The organism is Microcoleus sp. F10-B2, assembly GCF_036704965.1.
Taxonomy (GTDB): Bacteria; Cyanobacteriota; Cyanobacteriia; order Cyanobacteriales; family Microcoleaceae; genus Microcoleus.
The window spans coordinates 1-19,330 of the sequence record NZ_JAUBTB010000077.1 but is presented as its reverse complement, the minus strand read 5'-3'; the positions used below and the strand labels follow the sequence as shown (position 1 = coordinate 19,330).

The 19,330-nt window shown below is 43.2% G+C and carries 11 protein-coding genes and 1 pseudogene; 4 read left to right on the top strand and 8 right to left on the bottom strand.

The window, feature by feature from the left end:
* Window positions 1-194: 194 nt before the first annotated feature.
* Window positions 195-1,085 (top strand): hypothetical protein, encoded by an 891-nt coding sequence (locus QUA99_RS24545; RefSeq protein WP_333241611.1) that lies wholly within the window; start codon window positions 195-197, stop codon window positions 1,083-1,085.
* 123 nt (window positions 1,086-1,208) lie between these two features.
* Here the strand turns inward: QUA99_RS24545 and QUA99_RS24540 are convergent, their stop codons facing one another.
* Both QUA99_RS24540 and QUA99_RS24535 read right to left on the bottom strand, forming a co-directional pair.
* Entirely contained in the window at window positions 1,209-2,333 is a 1,125-nt protein-coding gene (locus tag QUA99_RS24540; protein WP_333241609.1) for an RNA-guided endonuclease TnpB family protein, read from the bottom strand.
* 336 nt (window positions 2,334-2,669) lie between these two features.
* On the bottom strand, window positions 2,670-3,410 hold the full coding sequence (locus tag QUA99_RS24535; RefSeq protein WP_333241607.1) for a DUF4058 family protein: 741 nt from the start codon (window positions 3,408-3,410) through the stop codon (window positions 2,670-2,672).
* 226 nt (window positions 3,411-3,636) lie between these two features.
* Between QUA99_RS24535 and QUA99_RS24530 the strand changes: the two genes are divergently transcribed.
* The 3 genes from QUA99_RS24530 to QUA99_RS24520 all read left to right on the top strand — a co-directional run bounded on the left by QUA99_RS24530 (window position 3,637) and on the right by QUA99_RS24520 (window position 5,741).
* On the top strand, window positions 3,637-3,891 hold the full coding sequence (locus QUA99_RS24530) for a hypothetical protein (protein ID WP_333241605.1): 255 nt from the start codon (window positions 3,637-3,639) through the stop codon (window positions 3,889-3,891).
* A gap of 147 nt (window positions 3,892-4,038) precedes the next feature.
* Window positions 4,039-4,413, top strand: coding sequence for a hypothetical protein (locus QUA99_RS24525; RefSeq protein ID WP_333241603.1), 375 nt, complete (start codon window positions 4,039-4,041; stop codon window positions 4,411-4,413).
* Between the two features lie 431 nt (window positions 4,414-4,844).
* Window positions 4,845-5,741 (top strand): TauD/TfdA family dioxygenase, encoded by an 897-nt coding sequence (locus tag QUA99_RS24520; protein ID WP_333241601.1) that lies wholly within the window; start codon window positions 4,845-4,847, stop codon window positions 5,739-5,741.
* 271 nt (window positions 5,742-6,012) lie between these two features.
* Here the strand turns inward: QUA99_RS24520 and QUA99_RS24515 are convergent, their stop codons facing one another.
* The 6 genes and pseudogenes from QUA99_RS24515 to QUA99_RS24490 form a co-directional block, all read right to left on the bottom strand.
* Window positions 6,013-7,293 (bottom strand): methyltransferase domain-containing protein, encoded by a 1,281-nt coding sequence (locus QUA99_RS24515; RefSeq protein WP_333241599.1) that lies wholly within the window; start codon window positions 7,291-7,293, stop codon window positions 6,013-6,015.
* Between the two features lie 163 nt (window positions 7,294-7,456).
* A complete protein-coding gene (locus QUA99_RS24510) occupies window positions 7,457-16,159 on the bottom strand; it encodes an amino acid adenylation domain-containing protein (RefSeq protein WP_333241597.1) in 8,703 nt (2,900 codons plus the stop codon).
* A gap of 115 nt (window positions 16,160-16,274) precedes the next feature.
* Window positions 16,275-16,895, bottom strand: coding sequence for a CmcI family methyltransferase (locus QUA99_RS24505; protein ID WP_333241595.1), 621 nt, complete (start codon window positions 16,893-16,895; stop codon window positions 16,275-16,277).
* A gap of 159 nt (window positions 16,896-17,054) precedes the next feature.
* Window positions 17,055-17,501 (bottom strand): dTDP-4-dehydrorhamnose 3,5-epimerase, encoded by a 447-nt coding sequence (locus tag QUA99_RS24500; RefSeq protein ID WP_333241593.1) that lies wholly within the window; start codon window positions 17,499-17,501, stop codon window positions 17,055-17,057.
* A gap of 103 nt (window positions 17,502-17,604) precedes the next feature.
* Window positions 17,605-18,480, bottom strand: a complete 876-nt coding sequence (locus QUA99_RS24495) for a dihydrodipicolinate synthase family protein (RefSeq protein WP_333241591.1) — start codon at window positions 18,478-18,480, stop codon at window positions 17,605-17,607.
* 101 nt (window positions 18,481-18,581) lie between these two features.
* Window positions 18,582-19,244: pseudogene (locus QUA99_RS24490) on the bottom strand (aminotransferase class I/II-fold pyridoxal phosphate-dependent enzyme); the annotation flags it as partial.
* Window positions 19,245-19,330: the final 86 nt, after the last annotated feature.

The window sequence follows — 19,330 nt, the reverse complement described above, 5'->3', positions numbered from 1 at the left end:
AACGTCTAAACCTGGCCATCTGGTTAGTAGCTCTGGTAACTATCGCCTTTGCTTGGGACATCATTATAGCAAGTCTTTTCATTGTTATAATTTCATTATAATTAAGGAAAAATATCCTTTTTATAAAGCGGTCTGAAAAACTTAGATTCTGTAATATAATTGTGCAATCTATGCCGTTTCACTCTCATTGAACCGTGCCGCCAATACCCACAGTCACAGTCAAATCAGGATACAAGCCACAATCTCTCGATACCAGCATTGAAGCTGACGTGCTGATGTTTCAGCTATTGCGACAGTTAACGCCCCAACAAAAAGTAGAACGGACTTGCGCTTTCAATCAAGCGGTGCGAAGGCTGGCAATATCTGGAATAAAGAACCAGTATCCCAATGCTACTGAGGCAAAAGTTCGGCAAGAATTTATTAAAAGGTGCTTGGGTGCTGAGTGGATAGAAGTTTTATCAGACAGTAAAGATTGGAGTGAACTCGTGATTGCAGATCCGATCGAGTTAGCGCAAAAAATAGCCAGCATCTTGCTACCGCTGAATATTCCCTATGTGGTGGGAGGTTCGGTGGCAAGTTCGCTGTTGGGAGAAAACAGATCCACGCAAGATTTGGACTTAGTGATTGACCTGGAAGCGGGAACAGCACAGAGACTAATTGATGCCATGTCAGGTGAGTTTTACATCAGCGAGTCGGCTGTAACTGAAGCAATTGCCAAGTCAAAAGCAGCACCCCGCGAATCATCGTTCAATGTCATCTATTTGCCTTCGATGGAGAAAGCAGACATTTTTGTGATGGGCAGCGATGACCCTTTTTCGGCTTCGGTGATGAGCCGCCGCCAGCTTCATCCTGTTAGCGGCTTACAAGAAGAGGGAATCTACATCTACTCGCCCGAAGATATCGTCCTGCAAAAACTCAGTTGGTACAAACTAATTCCTGGCGGTTCCCAAAAGCAGTGGAGGGATGTGTTGGGAGTTTTGAAGGTGCAAGGGGAACGACTCGATCTCGCTTACTTGAACCAGTGGGCTCTTACACTCCAACTAACAGATTTACTCTCTGGAGCGCTGCTTCAATCAGGATATTAATAGTCGGCAATTTAGAATGAAACTTTCACAGTCCCCAACTTGCTATTACTAAGAAAATTCAAAAGTGAATTTAAGCAACTTTCTTGACATACTCCCCTGCCTAAAGGCGAAGGGATTCTAAGCTCAGACAGCAATTGCAGGCATAGCCTGTCTAACATCACCTAACTTAGCGGTTGATGCCCCAACCACACAAATATTTATCGCCGCGTTCTCGTCTCTGTCGTTCACCTTTTGACAGGACGGACAGCGCCATTCACGAACTGACAAATCCAACTCTTTCAGAACGTGTCCACAATGCGAGCAAGTCTTACTAGATGGATACCAACGGTCAATGAAAACTACTTCTTTTCCTTTCTTTTTGGCAACCCATTCGAGAATTTGGAGAAATTCGCCGAATGCAAGGTCTGAAATTTTACGTCCCCAAAGTCGTTGCATTCCTTTTAGATTCAACGTCTCAAAGCACAGCACGTCGAACTTATCAGTTAGTTCGTGAGCCAATTTCCAGAACCAATCAGAGCGACGATTCACTACGTCCTCGTGTTTGCGAACTAGATTAAGTCTTGCTCTTTCTCGGTTCGCTGAGCCTTTCCGTTTTTTGGAATGCTGACGATTTGCTTTCTTAATAGCGTTGAGGGACTGTTTCAGAAATTGCGGTGATTCGATTTTTGTTCCATCTGAGCAGGTGAGAAACGTTTTCAAGCCGAAATCAAAGCCAGCGATTCTACTCGTCTCGACTTTGGTTTCAGGCTCTTCAACGCTGTCAACGACCACAACCATGAACAACTCTCCTAAGGTCGTGCGTTTAATGGTTAACGTCTTAATCTTCCCTTCTATCTCTCTGGAATTCCAATACTGATAAACGCGATTTCCAATCTTAATTCGATTGCCGCCTAAGAATTTGTAGCCAGCTTGCTTGAGAGTGAACGATTTGTATCTGCGAACTTTCTTGAATCCGGGCGGTCTAACTCCTTTCTTGTGATGCTTGAAGAACAGTTGGTAGGCTTTCTCAATGCGTTGACAGATATCCTGTACAGCCTGAGATCCAACCTGTTGCCAGAATGCATTACGCTTTCTGAGTTTGGCGATATGACTTTGAAGTTTGCTGCAATTCAAGTGCTTACCCCACATCCGGTAGTACCGTTTGTGAAGTGCAATGCAATGGTTATAAATCACTCCGGCAGCATTGATACTTCGCTTGAGGTGTTTATTTTGGTTGCTTTGATATAGCTTGAACTTCAATGTTTTCATGCTAACTATGATAACATAATAGGTAGCAATTGGGTAGCCAAATGGTCAGAGAAAGATTAAGTATTCGCATTGTCGTGAGTCGGCTAGAGAAGTTGCGGAGAATTGCCAAACATAAAGAAAAAACAATGACCCAACTTGTAGAGGACTGGATTGATAAACTTAAAGAGGAAAAGCCGTCCTAGAAGGACGGGGCTTTAAACCCAGTTTTCCGGTAAATTGAAAAAGCTCGAAAAAGCTATAGCGATAACCAGGCTAGCGAGGAAGCGGATGCCGCACAGGGGGCTCCAAAAGCACAACAGCGTCGAAAAGCGTTAGCTTTCCGATGATTCTGCTTTCTTACTGCACAAAAAGAAAGTCACTCTCACTCAGCGGTGGGACGGGCTGTACGGAATAATCGATTGCCAAATCTAGAGCCGCCTCCTGATAAACCTGTTCCAAAATCTCAGCTAAATTCACAACAGGTTCTTCATCTGGTGGCTGCAAAGGAAATAAGAATTGGGGAATCGATTCGGTTACATTAAACGGGTAAAGTTCAGCTTCAGGACGGAGATTAGCCCGACTGACTAAAATGCGGTAGTCCGTGAGAATCCCTTGAACCATCGGCATAAAGTTTCCGGTTCTGAGCAAATCGATTTCAACTAAATGAGTAGCACTGTCCAGAATTTTTTGTCGCTTGGTTAGGTATTTGTCTCGACCTTCACCGACTCGTTTATTCTTGGGTGAGAGAACTTCTACAACCGTTACCACCTTCCCAGTCTTGACCTCCCGAATCTCTAGATAGCGTTCTGTGATTTCTTCAGTCAGGGGCAATGTTACTCGAATTGGTTTAGTTAAAACCCCAGTTGTTACACGATTCAGGGCTCTCGAGGTTTCAGGGTTTTGTTGAAAAACCGAGGCATCTGGAATACCGACCAGTAGAGAATCCATGTAAACCCGTTTCTCTAGAGCAGCTCGGTACTTGGGTATGAGTGAGGGATTAAGCGATCGGGCCAACTCGATAATCAGCCAGGAGTGAACTTCTGACCACAAAGTAGGATTTTCAAGATAAGGATTCATTCCTGGAAAATGCAGTTTCATAGGAATATCTCTGTTCTGTACAAAACTCATTATGACATAATTGTTGATTGGCTGCACTAATAACTCTTACATACTTAGAGTTTTGTCGATCAAAAACTCCCACAGTTCTCAAAGTTACAGAACTGTGAAAAAACCAATTATAATTACAAATCCTGTTGCTGGATAAATCTTAGAAGTTCTCGCAATCCCTACAACAATAACAGTTGCCTCGCTCGCCGATAGCAATATGAATACCGATGTTCGCTTTAAATTAAACGGTGTTGAAGTAGGAATAGATACAACTGCCACTAATATTAATTATGAATATCAATATCAATCAAACATTCCGATCGCTAATGCTGGAATTTATACCGTAGAAGTTGAGGATATTTCACCGCCTCCTATTACGGTGCGATCGACTGCTTCTCTTCAATTTCAGGTTAAGTTACTTGTCCCAAAAATCACTTTATCTCAACCAACACTTCACTCCAGCTCTATGTGACTGTTGTTACTGCAACTATTACCAATCGACCACCCAATTCTGCCGTTCAGTTCTCAATGAACGGAAACATCCTTAAGCTTGATAGCGTAATTCCTTATAATGTTTCCATTTCTTTCCCTGGTGTCGTCAAAGCTGAATTACTCGTAAATGGTGAACTTCGCACAACCAGTTTCACAACTGTTCGATCCCCGACTCCAACACCGACACCAACACCGACCACTGAACCAATCCTTATTCCTGGCCCAATGGACCCAATGGGGCCTGAAGGTTCAATGGGGCCCGAAAGGCCTGAAAGGTGATTTAGGTTCCGCCGGTGAACAAGGTCCTCAAGCAGTTACGGGAGAGCGAGGCGATAGGGGCCCCAAAGGAATTCAACGTGCTTCGGGGCCGATTGGTTTGACAGGCGCACTAGGGGCGGCGGGTACTAAAGGTGATACTGGTGCGATCGGCACAACAGGTTTAACGGGCCCGAAAGGTGATACTGGCGCTGTTGGTCAAACAGGTTTGACAGGCGCTTTGTAGGGCAAAGGTTTGAAGAGATTGATAGATTCAAAAACTGGTTTACAAGCTGCTGCTACTGTACTTCATAAATCGGGAATCTGCTGTAAGTGCTTTACCCCATACTTTATTGAGTTTGGCGATCGCACTATTTAGTAGAGAAAGAAAGGAAAAAATGTAAGGATTCAGGTGATGGGGTATTGACAAAACGGACAAAAAGATGGTAATTAAATTGAAAACAGTGCATCTTTTTTATGGTCTGGGGGATGAAATAATACCATTTTTCTAAAATTGTGCAACACTCTTTGACCCCCCCTAGCCCCCCCTTGTAAAGGGGGGGAACAAGAATACTGTTGCATGCTTTTTGAAAATTGGTATAATAAAGCAGTACATTTTTATTTGACTGCGACTCATACCCCCTATTGCATGCAAAAGTTACGAAGGAAAATTTGGTCATGGATATAAAAATAAATCCCCTATATGATGAGTTGGGTACCCTTATCTCAGCCAGCAGAAAAGTAGATATTTTTGAACTAGATAAAACGGAAGTTATTAATTCGTTTAACTCTTCTAGTCTTGTACTTTTTAGAGGGTTTGATATAAATACAGAGGAATTCAAGAAATTTACAGAATTGTTGAGTACTAACTTTATGCCTTATGTAGGCGCTAGCTATTCTAGAAAGAAGATTAATGGTGACGAAACTCTTTTAACTGTATATGCCTCCGATGGCAGCGAATATAATTCAGAAGCTCCTTTACATGGAGAAATGCACTACAAAAAGAAAAAACCAACTCTACTCTGGTTTTATTGTGCAAACCCAGCCTTGAAGGGTGGAGAAACCACAGTCTGTGACGGTGTGCAGATTTATAACAACTTAAATGCTTCTACGCAAAAGTTGTTTGAGGAAAAACGCTTAAAATACATCCTTTATTATCCGGATGGAAAATGGCAACAAATATATGGTACTGATGACTTGATGGTTGTCAAACAAGTTTGTGAGGAAAATCATGTACAGTTGATAGTCAATAAAGATAAATCTATCACTACAGAATATGTTTGTTCGGCAATTATTAAAAGTAAAGGCGGTCACCATAGGGTGTTTATTAATAATATTTTGACCTCAATAGACTACGAACATCCAGATGGTTTTGTTCTGTTTGAAGATGGCACAAAAATACCAGAAGCTGTCATCAGAGAAGTTCAGGAAATAGCTGCTAAATTAACTTATCTTATTGAATGGCAAAAGCATGATGTTTTGATGGTTGACAATACCAGATTGCTTCATGGTAGAAAACCATTTTCTGACAATCAAAGAGATATTTACATAAGGCTTTGCGATACTAATTTTTAAGTCTAGAGCATGGTTGCCCAAGTTGGTCTAGACGATATAGACAACATAAACGTATATACACACATCGTGTCATAAACAAGTACACTCAAAATCCAAGTTGAAACGAGGCTTGGAGTAAGGTTTGAACCGTGTGAGTGCGGAAGTCTCATGCACGGTTCGCGCGGGGAGGGGAGAGAGGTAATTTTCAAACCTTACTTGACTACCTGCCATCGACTTCACCAAGAGACATAATCTGTACTTTTAGTTACATAATAAGATACGCTTACCCTAGTTATAGTGCTACAGCTTTCAAATACGGGAAAAGCGGTGTGGTTAGCTGTATTCGGACACGGTTTACAAGATTAAAAGTAGGCTCGATAGCCAACTTTTGAAAAGCATCCTTAACCGTTGTTTTTGGATCAATTGCTTTGAAAATGTTACGAGAGATATCATCATTAGGGACGGGTGGACTTGGATAAGATATGGTCTGATAAATCAATCTGTAAGTCCCTTCTACGTTCATATAATTCTTATATACAGTACTGTATTTTTCAAACTTAGTATTTAAAAAATCATCACAGATTTCTTTCTCTGATATTCTCTTAAAGCTAGAATCATTTCTCTGGACATAGAACCAAAGCATAGGAGAGTTTTCACTCATCAATAAATTGCCTATTTGCCAACGCTCCAAATCTGATAGCGCATCATAGTAACTGCTTACTTGCCCATTATCGAATTCTATGTTCCAAGTCAAATTTCCCGCAGCGCGATCGAATTGGTTAATACAGGGAAGCCAAAACTCTAGACCAGCATTTTTCAGCAGATATTCCAGAGATTCAATCGTATAACTATATTCAACAGGCTGAAGCAATGAGTCCGCGATCATCGCTTCAGGTTGATTTTTCATTTCCTGCAAAAAATCCCTCATCCTATTTTGTAAAGGGAACTTATCGATCAATTCCTCCGTGAGCGACAACTGTGAATCTAGATTCCTACCCGCCTCGCTCTTAAACAGAAGGCGGATAAACTTCTGATATGCAGTTGTAAATATCCTATGGTAGTAGTTATAGACCATTAATTCTAAAATGCCATCAGGTTTTAAGGCTCCAGACAATTTAGCAAGAGGTATTCCAGGATCAGCATTATGATGAATGACACCTGTACAAATGATGTAATCAAACTCATCCTTAAAACTGACAGCATTTAAGCTCTGCTGTTCAAGCCGAAGATTTTTAAGTCCTAATTGAACTGCTGATTCCTGGGATATCGCCAACGATTGAGTTGATATATCAGTACCTAATACTTTAGCCTCTGGAAATCTCAAAGCTGTAAAAACTGCCTGATTTGTACCACAGCCAGCAACCCATATTTTGGAGTTGTGAGGTATACGGCTATGGGTCCAATCACCAAGTTCTTGATTCAGAAAAGTTGACCCACAGTGTGGGTCGGCGATCGACGGAAACCTCAGAGGAGGCCACGGATAAGTAAATCTGCCATAAAACTTTTTATTGCATTCATCAACCTTATCCTGCGATTCAGCCAGAATGAGATTAAACTTGTCTCTATTTTCCATTAATTGCTCCTTTTCACTTTTGCGCTGCTTAGAAATGCGTTTTCTAACAACAGGATAGTTAATTCTACGCTGGCGTTGCTGCCCGGTTTTCCAGCCAGGGGACTTTCCACGGGGGTTTGGTGCAATAACAGGTGTACCAAGCTCTCCCCTTTTAAAATATCCTCTAACAAGTTTGCCAACACGATCTTACCATTTCAATGTAATTATGAAGCATTGAGCGAATCTCTTGGCAGCTAAAATACGTTTGATCGTATTTCACGCTTAGGCTTACATTTCCTTCAACTGGCGACATTGACACCGTATAATTTAAAGGAAAGTTAAACTTGTCATGAGACCTTCTCCAATTCACCTTCAAGCCAGTGTCAGCCTTGAGATTTTTGGCATTATGAAAATTCACGAAATTAAACGTAGCGAAAAATAACTCTGATTTTTGTTGGTCTGATAAAATTTCCATAAGTGGATACCTAACATAGGGTTCGATATCAATTAGAGATTGCTGGACATTTTTAATTTGTACGCCTTTATCTTCTTGAGTTGGTTGACCAAACGGAACAATATTCCAGAATAAGCCCAATGCCCCGAACGGGTCAGATAATCTTTCTGTCCGACCATTTGAGACAACTCCCACACAAACCCTGTTTGATTTCATAACAGTACCAATCAGGTCAAGGTAGGTACTCAAGAAAAGTGCTTTTGGTGAAACTCCCAAATTTCGACACAATTGACGTACATCAACAATGATTTCCTCTTCAAAGTTGTATTCTTCAGCAACAACTTCTACTTTTTCAACTGAAGTGGTTAATGGTTTCAAAGGTTTATATGTATGGTCTTTCAGGTGAATCTTCCAGAAATCCGCTGCATCTTGTGAGTCAAGAATCTCTTTCTCCAAAGCGACAAATTCTTTGTATACGTTGGCAGCCGGGACTACTGTTAATTCTTCTCCTTTCTTGAGAGCTAAATAGATTTCGTACAGTTCATTGAGAAATTTAAGGTTGCCCCAACCATCTGTAATTGCATGATGAATTGACATCAAAAATTCAAATTTATTCTCGGCTTTTTGAAAAATCCTGAAACGAAAAAGTGGTTCATTGGGATTTTCAACCTCAAACAAGTTCTGCCTGTCTTGCTTCATCACGGCATCAATATAATTTGACTGCTCCTCCGATTTGATGTGGCTGATGTCCTGTTCATTGATGAAAAATCTCAGTTTCTTTTTGACCACCTGAACCGTTGGTTTACCGTTAGAAGTGATAAATACGGTTCTCAAAGCCGGATGTTTTTGCACGAGAATTAAGAGAGCCTTCTTAAAGGCATTCAAATCAAGGCTTTCATCATATATATCGTGTGATTGCTGACAATGGTAAACCCCCATTTTTTGAGTGTCATTCACGTAATGATGCAGCATAAACTCTTGCATTTTGGCAAGAGGATATGCTGATTCTGTATCCCCGGGAAGTAACTCAGAAATATCTAGAGGAAGTTCTAATAAATGTAGGGGGAGAGTCAGATTATTTTCCAGATGCTGGTCATTGTTTATTGGTTGACCTAAGCTATGAAGGGTCTGATTTTCAGATACGTCAGGTGTATAATCCCCGGCATCAGCAGATAAACAATGAGCGATTAACGTTTGCAAGCTTACTACAAAATCTTGGGCTAGACTTTCAATTGTCCCCGAGGAGTGAAAGTTTTCACTGTATGTCCATTCCAGTTGTAACTGGTTCTCTACTACGAGTCCGTTAATCTCTAGCAAATGACTGCGGTGTCCTAGTTGGCTGTGTTCAGAACCAAATGATTCAGAGGCTAATTTAATGAAAGAATCGGATTGCATTCCCCAATCAAATTGCCCCAGGTAGTTGAAACTTACAGGGGCTTCTGGTAAGGAAGAGAGTTGAGAGGTAATTTCAGCATCCCCACTCAAATAGCGCAGCACACCGTACCCGATGCCTCGGTTGGGTATGGCACGGAGTTGTTCTTTGATAGACTCGATCGCATCTCCTAAATTTTCTGTTGCTTTTAGTTCTAAATGCACGGGGAAGATAGTGGTAAACCAACCAACTGTGCGGGATAAGTCTACATCTGGTAAGATTTCTTCTCGTCCGTGACCTTCTAAATCGATTAGGACTGAGTTAGACCCGTTCCAAGTCGCTAATACCTGCACTAAGGCTGTTAGCAATATGTCGTTGATTTGGGTATGGTAAGCTTTATGAATTTCTTGGAGTAGGGCGCGAGTTTCTTCAGAGTTGAGGGATACCTTTACGCTACGGGCTGAGGCTTTTGTGTTAGCTCCCCCCTTAGAGTCTACTGGGAGCTGGGTGATTTTTGAGGTGGAAATGTTTGACCAATACGTTAATTCTTTTTTAGCGGCTGACGAGAAGGCGTATTCGGTTAGTTTTTCTGCCCAGTGTTTGAAAGAGGTGGTTTTAGGAGGAAGTTGAATCGGTTTACTTGATGAGAGTTGTTGGTAAACTGTCTGTAAATCTTCGAGTAAAATTCGCCAGGAAACTCCATCGACGGCTAGGTGGTGGATGACTAGCAACAAGCGAGACGGTTTTTGAGTTCCTAGATGGAAAAGTGCAACTCGCAGGAGCGGTCCAGAGTTGAGGTTTAAGCTGGCTTGTAATTGGGAGGATGTAGATTCAATGGTTTGGGAGAGTGCTTCTTCTTGTAAGGTGGATAAATCTATGAGGGAGAAAGGTACAATTTCATCGGGTAAGGCGTTAAATTGCTGCCAACCAGCTTCTGTTTGATTAAAGCGCAAGCGTAGGGCGTCGTGATGGCGTAATAATTGTTGCAAAGCTTGCTGTAACAGGTCGGGGTTGAGATTTGGTGGGACTAAGAGTAGAAAGGCTTGGTTATAATGATGAGCCTCTGGTAGATTTTTGGCAAAGAACCAGTGCTGGATGGGGGTGAGGGGTAATGACCCTGTTACTAAACCTTGGAAAGCTTTTAAGGTTCCTGTTGGCTTTGCAACGGCGGCTAATTCGGCAATTGTTTGATGTTGGAAGATTTGTTTGACAGTAAGGTGAAGACCTGCACTATTGGCTTTAGAAATAATCTGAATGCTGAGAATAGAATCTCCGCCTAGTTCAAAGAAGTTGTCGTGGATGCTTTGAATATCTCGGTGGAAAACCTCGCGCCAGATTTGGGCTAGTATTTCTTCAGATATTGTGCGAGGTGCTATTAAATCTGTTTGTAGTTCCTGACGTGCTGTATCGGGTGTTGGTAGCGCTTTTCGGTCTACTTTGCCGTTGGGGGTTAGTGGCAGGGCATCCAACATCACGAATGCTCCTGGTATCATGTAATCAGGCAGTTTCTCCTGGAGGAAACTTCGCAGGACGCTGCTAGCGATAGCGGACTCGCGGTTAGGAACAATATAAGCTGCCAGATATTTGCGGTCTGGAACATCTTCTCGCGCCACGACCACAGTTTCTTGCACGCCGGGGTACTGCCTGAGCGCTGCCTCAATTTCGCCTAATTCGATGCGGAAGCCGCGAATCTTGACCTGGTTGTCAAGGCGTCCCTTGAACTCAATGTTGCCGTCCGGTAAGTACCGTGCCTTGTCGCCAGTTTTGTAGAGGCGTGACCCCGGCTCATCGCTAAACCGGTTGGGAATGAATTTCGACTCGGTTAAATCCGGACGGTTTAGGTAGCCTCGGGCGACACCAGCACCGCCGATGTACAGTTCGCCTAATACGCCAATAGGGACGGGTTGGAGATATGGATCTAGGATATAAAGCTGGGTATTTGCGATCGGGCGACCAATTGGAATCCCACCAGATAGCTGAGTTTGAGCGTCAACCTCATAAACACAGCATCCAACAACGGTCTCAGTTGGTCCGTACTCGTTTATTAGTTTGGTTGAAGGTGCTGATTCTCGCCAAAATGAAACTGTCTTTCCTGATAAGGCTTCGCCACCAATAATAAATGCTCTTGTTTGATTGTTGGCTGACCAATTAGGTATTAAGAAGCTGAGTAAATCTAAATGAGCTGGAGTAATTTTGACAAGGCTGAACTGACTTTGAGAACATAAGATGGCACCCAGGGCTTCTATTTCTTGGTCTTCTGGGAGGAGGACTACTTTTTTTCCTACTAATAAGGGAGAGAATAAGCTGGTAATAGTCGCATCAAAGCCAATCGAAGAGTGGACGGGAGATCCAGATCCATCTGCTACTGCATACGCTTCTGTACACCAGCTCAAATAATTGACGAGTCCTTGGTGGATGATGAGCGTCCCCTTCGGCTGACCAGTAGACCCGGAGGTGTAGATGATATAAGCCAAGTTCTGAGGTCCAACAGAACTGACCGGATTTTCCTCACCAGAGTGAGAAATTATTCCCCAGTCTGTATCTAAACAGACCACACGCGCTTTATTCTCAGGTAGCCTTACCATCAACTTTGATTTCGTCAACAGTACTGGCACAGAGGAATCTGACAGAATGAAGGACAAGCGCTCGTGGGGGAGTTGCGGGTCTAAGGGTACATACGCTCCACCAGCCTTAAGGATGCCAAGCAATCCCACCATCATCTCTAGGGAGCGCTCTACACAAATCCCCACCAGTACCTCTGGTTCGACACCGAGAGTTTGCAAGTAGTGTGCTATTTTGTTCGCTTTTGCATTCAATTCTCGGTAGGTCAACTGTTTATCTTCAAAAACCACCGCAATGGCATCTGGTGTCCGTTCCACCTGTTCCTCAAACAACTGGTGGATACACTTATCGTTGGGGTACTCTGTTTGAGTGTTGTTCCACTCTACTAATAGCTGGTGCCGCTCTTGCTCTGTGAGGAGAGGCAATTGTGAAACCTTCTGTTGAGGATTAGCTACAATTCCCTCCAGTAACGTCTGGAAATGTTTGGCCATGCGAGCGATCGTACTGGCATCAAACAGGTCAGTATTGTATTCCCAGTTCCCGATTAGTCCAGAGTCGGTATTCTCTAAAGATAAAGTTAAATCAAACTTCGCCGTGGTTGTTTCTACGGCTAATGGACTTACCGTTAAGCCTGCCATCTGTATCTGGAGCATCGGCTCATTAAGCACCAACATCACCTGCACCAGTGGTGTGTAACTTAAAGAGCGCTCAGGCTGCAATTGTTCTACTAACTTCTCAAACGGTAGGTCTTGATGGGCATAAGCTCCCAACGCCACATCCCGAACTCTTGAGAGTACATCCTCAAAACTCGGATTTTCCGAGAAACAAGTGCGTAGCACGAGGGTATTGACAAAGAATCCAATTAGTTCATCAATTTCGGGGCGTGAGCGATTAGCGTGCGCCGTGCCTACACAGATATCGGTCTGCCCCGTATAACGGGAAAGCAATGTTTGAAACGCTGCCAACAGCGTCATGAACAGAGTAACTCCTTGCTTTTGACTTAAAGACATCAGTGCTAGAGTCAGCTCTTTTGAGAGTGCCGCTCGTTGATGCGCTCCCCTATATGTTTGAATTGAAGGTCGCACGCGATCGGTTGGCAGTTCCAATAAAGCTGGTGCATCGGAGAGTTGTTGCTTCCAATAAGCAAGTTGGGACTCAAGTACCTCTGGTGTTAGCCACTGTCGCTGCCAAACAGCAAAGTCGGCGTACTGAATGGGTAGTGAGGGGAGTGCTGAAGACAAGTCTTTGCAAAAGGATGTGTAGAAGGCTGCTAACTCCCGGAAGAACACGCCCATTGACCAACCATCCCAGACAATGTGGTGGATTTTTAGCAGCAAGATGTGTTCTGTATCTGTTATCTTCAGCAGCGTAGCTTGGATTAAAGGGTCGGTAGTAAGGTCAAAGGGTTGTTGGGCTTGTGCCGTTGCTAATCGCTGGGTAGAGTTTTCTTTCTCACTTGATGGTAGAGCTGTCAAGTCTACTACTGACATTTTCAAAGTCAAGCTTTGAGCAATTACCTGAACGGGTTGCTCGTCAACCGTTACGAAGTTAGTACGTAAGGCTTCGTGACGTTGGATAATTTTGTTGATGCTTTGCTCTAAGGCGACGACGTTCAGAAAACCTTTAAGTCGCAGAGCTTCTAGTTCGCTGTAAAATGGGTTATTTGGCTCCAACTGGCTCAAGAGCCACATTTGTTGCTGAGCAAAAGACAGAGGCAAGTTACCTTGCCTGTGCTGCCGTTGTTGTTCTGCAATAGATTTGAGGGTAAGTCTATTGTTTTGCTCGCCGACGTTAACAGCAGATTGTTTAAAGTCTGTCTGATTTAAGTGTTGGGCTAAAGTGTGTATGGTCGGGTATTGCATCAGAGCCATTGTTGATAGCTCCATCCCAAACATTTCGGCTAACTTGTAATGAATTTGGGTCAAGAGTAAGGAATGACCGCCTAACTCAAAAAAGTTATCGTGAATTCCTACAACATCTAATTCAAGCACTTCAATCAAAACTTGGGCAATCAGTTTTTCGGTCTCGGATTTAGGCGTGACAAGAGTTGTTGCCAATTCCGGACGAGATTTACCTGGTGCAGGCAGCGCCAAGCGGTTTACTTTTCCGCTTGGTGTCAGGGGCATTTTCTCGATCGCAACAAAAATTGCTGGCACCATGTAGTCAGGCAAACGTTCTCTTAAATAATTACGCACTGCCAGTTCGAGTTTTTTAGCTAGCTGTTCCTTTAGAGAAACTCGTTCTTGCTCTGCTTCCAGATTTAAGATACTGGCAGTATGTTCGTGGGGTACCACATAGGCTACTAAGCGTTTGTTACCTGGGATGTCTTCTCGCGGTACAACTACACTTTCTTTTACAGCGGGATGTTGTGCCATCACGGTTTCAATTTCACCGAGTTCAATGCTGAAACCGCGAATTTTTACCCAATTATCTGCACGACCCAGATACTCAATATTACCATCAGGCAAGTAGCGAGCGATATCGCGAGTCCTTAAGAGGCGACCGGAACCGAAAGGGTTGGAAATAAACCTCTCTGAGGTTAACTCTGGTAGGTTGAGATAGCCTCTGGCTAACCACTCACCGCCAACATACAACTCACCCCTGACGCCGATAGGAACGGGTTGAAGGCATCGATCCAGTATATAAACTTTGCCATTTGTGACAGCAGAACCAACGGGAGGAAGCGTTGGCCAAATGCTTGTTTCCCCACTAAGGGTAAACTGGGCGATAATCGGATTCTCGCTTAGCCCATATTGATTGTAGAGAATGCCACCGGTTTGCTTGAATAAGTAGGCAATGGCGGGTGTAATCTGCAACTGTTCGCCAGCAACCATGATTTCGCGCAGGGTGGTGGGGATGGATCCGCCGTTGTTAACCACCTCTGCTAAATTCCGTAAGGCGACATAGGGAAGAAATAGTCTTTCTATGCTTTTTAAAGCCACGAAACTGGCTAAAGCCATAGGATTGCGTCGGACTTCCTCTGACACCAGCACCAGTCTTCCGCCAGAACTCCAGGTGGTGAATGATTCCTGTAAGGAGATATCGAAGCTGAGGGGAGTAAATTGCAGGGTTCTGCCGCTGCTGGAAACAGTTGTGGAATGCACTTGCCACCAGATGTAATGGCAAAAAGCACGATGTTCGATCGCTACCCCTTTGGGTCTTCCTGTAGAACCGGAGGTGTAAGTAACATAGGCTAAGTTGTCAGGCTTAACCTGAGTGACTGGATTCTCGGAGTTCTGTTGAGAGATAACCTCCCAATCTCTATCCAAGTAGACTATCTGCCGTCCTTGAGCACAGAGCGCTAGCTCTGGTAAGCTCAGAAGCGTCTTCTGGGTAGTTAGTAGAACTTGCACAGAGGAATCTGACAGCATATAAGCTAGGCGCTCTTCGGGATAGGTGGGGTCTAAGGGAACATACACGCCATTAGACTTGAAAATGCCCAATAATCCGATTACTCTGGCTTCCGAGCGATCTACGCAGAAACCCACTGGCACTTCTGGTTTTACTCCGAGCGATCGCAGATAGTGCGCCACTTGATTCGCTCGTCGATTGAGTTCCCGGTAGGTTAGCTGTTCTTCTTCAAACTCTACCGCTACTGCATCCGGTGTGCGTTCTACCTGCTCTTCCACCAACTGGTGGCTACACTTATTGCGGGGGTACTCAGCATCGGTGTTGTTCCACTCAACTAGAAACTGATGCCGTTCCGCTTCAGTCAACAGAGGCAAGGTGGATATATTCTGCTCTGGATTCGCAACCAAACCCGCAAGCATTGTCTGAAAATGCCCCAACATCCTCAGAATCGAGTCTGACTCATACAACTCAGGATTGTACGAGCAGCTTACTGTTAAATTCCCCTCTGACTCCGCTGCCCAAATAACCAAATCGCATTTAGCAATATGTTCTTCAATATCCGCAAGATGCTCTTCTTGTATCGGCGTTTCTGAAATACAAAATGGTACGTTGCACAGTAGGAAAATTACCTGAAAAATCGGCGCTCTAGTTAAATCCTCACTTCTTCCTAAATTCTCAACTAGCTTCTCAAACGGGTAATCCCTATTTTGTACCGCCTCTTCAACTGTTGTGGCAACTCGCCTTAAAAGTTCTTTAGCAGTTAGTTCGCCTGCTAGACTTGTCCGCAAAGCAATCGGATTGGTAAAAGTTTCCTGACTTTCTCCTTTTCCCTCTCGGCAACTATCGACACCGAGAGAACCAACAATAATATCTTCTTGCTCTGTGTAACGCAGCAAAATAATTTTCAATGTAGCCAGCAGCGCGATAAATAGAGGTATATTCTCGCTCTGGCAAAACTTATTAAGTTCTAAGCCTAGCTTCTCATCTAGCTTAATTGTTTTCTTTGTTCTTATGAACGATTGAACGGACACTCTCGAACGCTTGAAGGGGATTTCCAACACGGGAAGAATATTACCTAGCTGCTCAAGCCAATAGACTTCCTGTTCAATCACACTGTTTCTATCCGAAAGACGTTGAGATGCATTCATTGTGAACAAGTTTTTGTAATTTCTAACGTATCTATATTTACTACGTTTAGGGAAAACGCACAGTAGCAAATTGAAAATTTTCGTACGTAGACCACTTGAAAGAGCGGAATGTGGGTTAGATTCTTTTCAGAATAGAATTCCAGCTTTTTGAGCCGTTGTACCCGTGCATATCTTGATAGTATTTATCGACCAAATATTCGTCTTCGTGTTTGAGTAACCAATCTCTCAAGTCTCTTAACCTATGCCTTCCTATCTTAGTTTCTTCTGGCAAACTTCCCTCAGCACTCCAGTAATCCCAGACAAATTGGTTAGTATCTTCGACAATCAAGTAATCTCCACTTTTGAGACCGTTATGGTGAAGATATTCGACGACTTTAACAATATCTGCATCGGCATCTTCTATCACCAGCCAAGGATGGGGAAGTTGAGACAGGAAGTTAGGAGAAATAACTGTACCCAGATTGTTAGCGTCACCCTCGAAGAAATGAATTCGAGGATGAGTTTTTGCTTTATCGTCGAGTAGTGAAAGATCCATATCGACAGAGTATACAGAACCCTCGATACCGAACATCTCTAAATGATCGGCTAACCAAAGCGCACTTCCGCCGTTAAAAGCACCGATTTCGATAATTACTTTCGGTTGAAGTTCATACAGAAGCATTGGGTAAAGAGCAATTTCCATGATCCCTTTCCAAAGAATTACATCTTTCCAGGTTTGTAAAAGGGCATTTTTCATTAGGGGTTCCCAGACTGATACCGAAAGATCGGATCGATCTACTCTGTCAGATATTCTGGCGAATCGCTCTGCCTTGGAAAGTATCTGCTTATGTTTGGCTTCTTGTAAAATATTTGGGTAGCTCATCAATTTTTCTTCCTTTGTCAAAGTCTAGAATTGTTAAGATTCACTCAGTAGCTTTTCGACTCGCTGCATATCTAAGGGGAAGGGTTTTTTCAGGGGTTGGTAATCCTTGGGATGAAAAACGCCGTGACGAATGAGAGCATTGATTACCCAGCAAGGCTCAGAACTAAGATTAATCACCAAATGGGGAATGCCAGCAGGAATTTTTACCACTTGCGGAATGCGATCGCTCACAAGTATATAATCATACTGACGGTTTTGCAAATACACCAGTATCATACTTCCTCGTACCACCATTAGCCGATCTGTTTGAAAGCGATGGCAAAACAGACCCTCATCTATCGTTTGGGGAGGAATCTCAAAGAATTCTGTGCGTTCGCTAAATAACCCTTTACCATCACTAGATGGAAGAGTGAAAAAATTGACACCTTCTTCTTCCAGTTTTTCCAGTTGAATACATTCCACATTATGAATTAGACCCACATTAACCCTTCTCCAATTTGTGTTTTTTTATAACAGTAAAAAACCAGGTAACTGGTGATTTGTAAATGGCTTTCTTTCTTTGATGAAGTCTATAGCTGTATTTTTAGAACTTTGTCCGCTGTGACAAAGCTGTTTTAATAATGTTGAGAGCTGTCTGAAGTTCAGTTCCTTCCAGTTCTAATCGTGGGGGACGCACGGTGGTATTTCCCCAACCAACAACCGACTGCATCAGCTTAGTCATCTGCACAAACTTAGGAACAGCATTGAGTCGCATTAAGGGCATAATCCATTTGTAAAGATGAAAAGCTTTGTCGCAGTCCCTTTGTATGGCGTAATTAAAAAGAGCTACGCATTCAGCAGGCAAAGCATTGGCAGTTCCCGCCACCCAACCTATTGCTCCTGCTGCTATGCCTTCCACTAAAACATCATCCATTCCCACAGCAACAGACAGTCGCTCTCCAACTAACGCACGGATAGCCGTAATTCGACGCACGTCCGTCGTCGCTTCCTTAACAGCACAAAGATTAGAATGCTCGCCAGCAAGTTCGGCAATCTGCTCTGGCAAAAAATCAGTCCCGTAAGCAACTGGGTCGTTGTATAACATACAAGGAAGCTCTGTCGCCTCAATTACAGTCGCTATATGGGCTTTCATTTCATGCCAATCTGTGCTGTAAAGATAGGGAGGCAAAACCATTAAACCGTTACAACCCACAGACGCTGCTTTTTGGGCCAAAGCGACTGCTTGCGCTGTCGTCATCGCGCCAATTCCCGAAACGACAGGTACGCGCGAGCCTACTGCTTCGATGCAAGTTTGCAGAACCTGGATTTTTTCATCAAAACTTAATGAGGTTGCTTCGCCTAGTGTGCCATTAGCAACAATACCCGTACATCCATTATCCACCAACCAGTTAACGTGTCTGGCTATATGGGAGCGATCGATGGTTAAATCTTTCTTAAAGCCAGTAGTGATAGCTGGCATTACACCCTTCCATTGCATTGCCTTACCTAGTATCTCATTAGTTTGTTAGTAGCAATGAGTTTGGGAACTCTAAAAATCTTCCTTCCATTAATTTCTCGCGTTTAACCTCCGGACGGTGAAAGCTGTGGCACTGCGGCTAGTTGAGCAGAGAAGTTTTTATCTAGCCTGTCTAATATGTCCTTAATTAAAGACATACCCTCAATAAAATTATCAGTATCTCGCGCTAGAGCTATTCTGATGTATTTCTCTCCTTGGTTAGGATTGTGCCAGAAAAAGTACGTTCCTGGTAAAACGTAGACCCCCTCTTCGTATAAGATTTTTTGCAGTTCAGTCGCTTTGAGATTAGGCTCCTGAATTTCACACCAAGCCACGCTTACTTTACCCTTTGGTTTGAGCGGTGTCAAGATACTATTCTGAAATTTTTCTGATAAAATCTTCCTGTTTGTATTTAAAATACTTAGGGTGGAAGCAAACTGACATTTTTGTGAATCAAGTAAGTATTCTGTAAGGAAATTGAGAATGAAGGGAGATACATTAAGAATATAGGCTGTATAAATGCTGTACATCTCTTCATAGAGATTGTCGCTGACTTTCAGCATGGCTATTTTGGCATCTTGAATAGGCCAGGTTTTTCCTGTGTCTTCAATAGCCATATATTTAATCCCCGATTCCTTTAATACCTTATAGGTATCATAGAGTTCAATTTCCTCATCGTTCATCAAAAAATTGGCGAAGCAATAATCCACAATGAGTATTTTGTCATAGTCTTTACAGGCGTTGCTGAATTACGGTATGATACGGGCAAAAATACGAGAGGGAACCCGAAAATGATTTTTGAGATTTTGATGGG

Bases quoted from the DNA above. Each gene is read 5' to 3' on its own strand.
- QUA99_RS24525 (WP_333241603.1), top strand. From the start codon at position 4,039: ATGGTGAACTTCGCACAACCAGTTTCACAACTGTTCGATCCCCGACTC.
- QUA99_RS24515 (WP_333241599.1), bottom strand. From the start codon at position 7,293: ATGGAAAATAGAGACAAGTTTAATCTCATTCTGGCTGAATCGCAGGAT.
- QUA99_RS24535 (WP_333241607.1), bottom strand. From the start codon at position 3,410: ATGAAACTGCATTTTCCAGGAATGAATCCTTATCTTGAAAATCCTACT.
- QUA99_RS24505 (WP_333241595.1), bottom strand. From the start codon at position 16,895: ATGAAAAATGCCCTTTTACAAACCTGGAAAGATGTAATTCTTTGGAAA.
- QUA99_RS24510 (WP_333241597.1), bottom strand. From the start codon at position 16,159: ATGAATGCATCTCAACGTCTTTCGGATAGAAACAGTGTGATTGAACAG.
- QUA99_RS24530 (WP_333241605.1), top strand. From the start codon at position 3,637: ATGAATACCGATGTTCGCTTTAAATTAAACGGTGTTGAAGTAGGAATA.
- QUA99_RS24540 (WP_333241609.1), bottom strand. From the start codon at position 2,333: ATGAAAACATTGAAGTTCAAGCTATATCAAAGCAACCAAAATAAACAC.
- QUA99_RS24495 (WP_333241591.1), bottom strand. From the start codon at position 18,480: ATGCCAGCTATCACTACTGGCTTTAAGAAAGATTTAACCATCGATCGC.
- QUA99_RS24520 (WP_333241601.1), top strand. From the start codon at position 4,845: ATGGATATAAAAATAAATCCCCTATATGATGAGTTGGGTACCCTTATC.